We start from the raw sequence: 2,316 nt of genomic DNA on the forward strand, positions 1-2,316 counted from the left end.
CCGACGGCGAGCAGCCGCCCGCGTCGGCCGGGGCCACCGCGGCGACGCTCCAGCTGGGACCACGAGGCTGCCGCGACGACGACCAGCGCCAGCAGGACGACCGCGAGCATGAAGAGGACGAGCAGACCGGCGCCCCACCACGACATGAGACGGAGAGTCACCCACGAAGCACGCGCAGTCACGGCAACACGCCCGTCGAGAGCGGATCGAGATGCTCCGGAGGCAGCCGACGTCCGCACGTCACCGCGGCGACGCCACGCGGCCGCCGGCTCGTCGCGACGGCGCTCGGCGTCGCCCGCGGAGGAGCAGCCGGCGGGGCACCTCAGGCCGGCGCGACCTCGCGCAGCCGCTGGCTGACGACCGTCGTGACGCCGTCGCCGCGCATCGTCACGCCGTAGAGCGCGTCGGCGATCTCCATCGTCCGCTTCTGGTGGGTGATGACGACCAGCTGGCTGGACGCACGCAGCTCTTCCATGACCTCCAGCAGCCGGCCGAGGTTGGTGTCGTCGAGCGCGGCCTCCACCTCGTCGAGGACGTAGAAGGGGCTGGGACGGGCGGTGAAGATCGCGACGAGGAAGGCGACCGCGGCCAGCGACCGCTCACCGCCGGAGAGCAGCGACAGCCGCTTGACGCGCTTGCCCGCCGGGCGGGCCTCGACCTCGATGCCCGTCGTCAGCATGTCGCCCGGGTCGGTGAGGACCAGGCGTCCCTCGCCACCGGGGAACAGCCGCGAGAACACGTGCTCGAAGGCGGCGGCCACGTCGGTGAAGGCCTCGGCGAAGACGCGCTGCACCCGCGCGTCGACCTCCGCGACGATACCGAGCAGGTCGGCCCGCGAGCGGGTGAGGTCCTCCAGCTGCTCGACGAGGAAGGCGTGCCGCTCCTCGAGCGCGGCGAACTCCTCCAGCGCCAGCGGGTTGACCTTGCCGAGCTGGGCGAGCGCCCGCTCGGCCCGGCGCAGCCGCTTCTCCTGCTCGGCGCGGACGTAGGGGACGGTGCGCGGCTCGGCGGGGGTGACGTCCTGCGTCCCCTCGTCCCTCCCGGCGCCGTCCGGCGGGGCCTGCTCGTCGGCGGGCCCGCCGTCGGAGGGGCCAGGCTTGTCCGGCACGGGCTGCTCCAGCACCGGCACGGGCAGGTGCGGGCCCATCTCCTCCACGAGGACGTCCGGGTCGGTGCCCAGCTCGGCGACGGCGCGCTCCTCCAGCTGCTCCAGGCGCAGGCGCTGCTGCGCGCGGGCGACCTCGTCGCGGTGGACGGCGTCGGTGAGCTCGGCGAGCTCGGCGGCCTGGGCGTCGGCGCGGCGCCGGGCCGACGCCCCGGCCTCGGCCCGCTCCTCCCGGGCGGCGCGGGCGGCGGCGCGCTCGTCCTCGGCGCGCACGGCGACGACGGCGCACCGCTCCAGGGCCGCCCGGGCGGCCGCGCCGACGGCGGCGGCCGTCGCGGCGTCGCGGCGTCGGGTCTCGGCCCGCCGTGCGGCCCGGGCCCGGGCCTCCTCCTCCCGCCGGCGGGCGCGCTCGGCGCCCTCGACGCGCGCGGCGAGGGCACGGGCCCGCTCCTCGCCCGTGCGCAGCGTCAGCCGCGCCTCGGTCTCGGTGGCCCTAGCGGCCCGGGACGCCGCCGCGAGCTCCTCGCGCCGGGCCTGCTCGCGCTCCCCGTCGGCCTCCTCGCCCTCGGGGGCCTCCTGCGCCGCCTCCAGCCGCGCCGTGAGGTCGGCGAGCGCCTCGGCGTCCTGCGCGACGCCGTGGCGCGCCTCGGCGAGCGAGCGCCCCAGCCGCTCCTCCTCCGCCGCGGCCGAGCGGGCCGCCGCGCCGAGCGAGCCCAGCCGCTCGGCGACGGCGGACAGGCGGGCGTCGCTGTCGTGCAGGCGCTCCAGCGTCGCCTCCACCTCCTGCTCGGCCTCCGAGCGGGCCGCGCTCGCCGCGGCGAGGGCGAACCGGGCCCGTTCTCCGCGGGCCGCGGCGTCGCCGACGGCGGCGCGGGCCTCGTCGGCGGCGGCCTGCACCTGCAGCAGGCTCGCCTCACCGGCCGAGCCGCCACGGGCGCGGTCGGCCTCCAGCACGTCGCCGTCGCGGGTGACGACGACGACCTGGCCCCCGCCCGACCGCCCCTGCGCGCGTCCCAGCACCGACCGTGCCTGCGCCAGGCCGTCGACGACGAGCACCCGCGCCAGCAGCCGGGCCAGCGCGGGAGCCGCAGCCGGCGGGGCGCTCACCAGGTCCAGCAGCCGCCGGGGCGGCTCGTGGCCCTCGGCGTCGGCGAGCAGCTCGGCCAGGAAGGCGTCGTCGGGCTGGGCGTCGTCGGGCTGGGCGTCGTCGG

At 78.5% G+C, this 2,316-nt stretch carries 1 protein-coding gene; it reads right to left on the reverse strand.

Annotation, left to right across the window (positions count from 1 at the left end; genetic code table 11):
* Positions 1-322: 322 nt before the first annotated feature.
* A partial coding sequence (locus WDV86_RS10700) for an AAA family ATPase (RefSeq protein ID WP_339567622.1) occupies positions 323-2,316 on the reverse strand: 1,994 nt, incomplete at its 5' end.

The sequence above is a fragment of the Pseudokineococcus sp. 1T1Z-3 genome (assembly GCF_037482365.1).
GTDB lineage: Bacteria > Actinomycetota > Actinomycetes > Actinomycetales > Quadrisphaeraceae > Pseudokineococcus.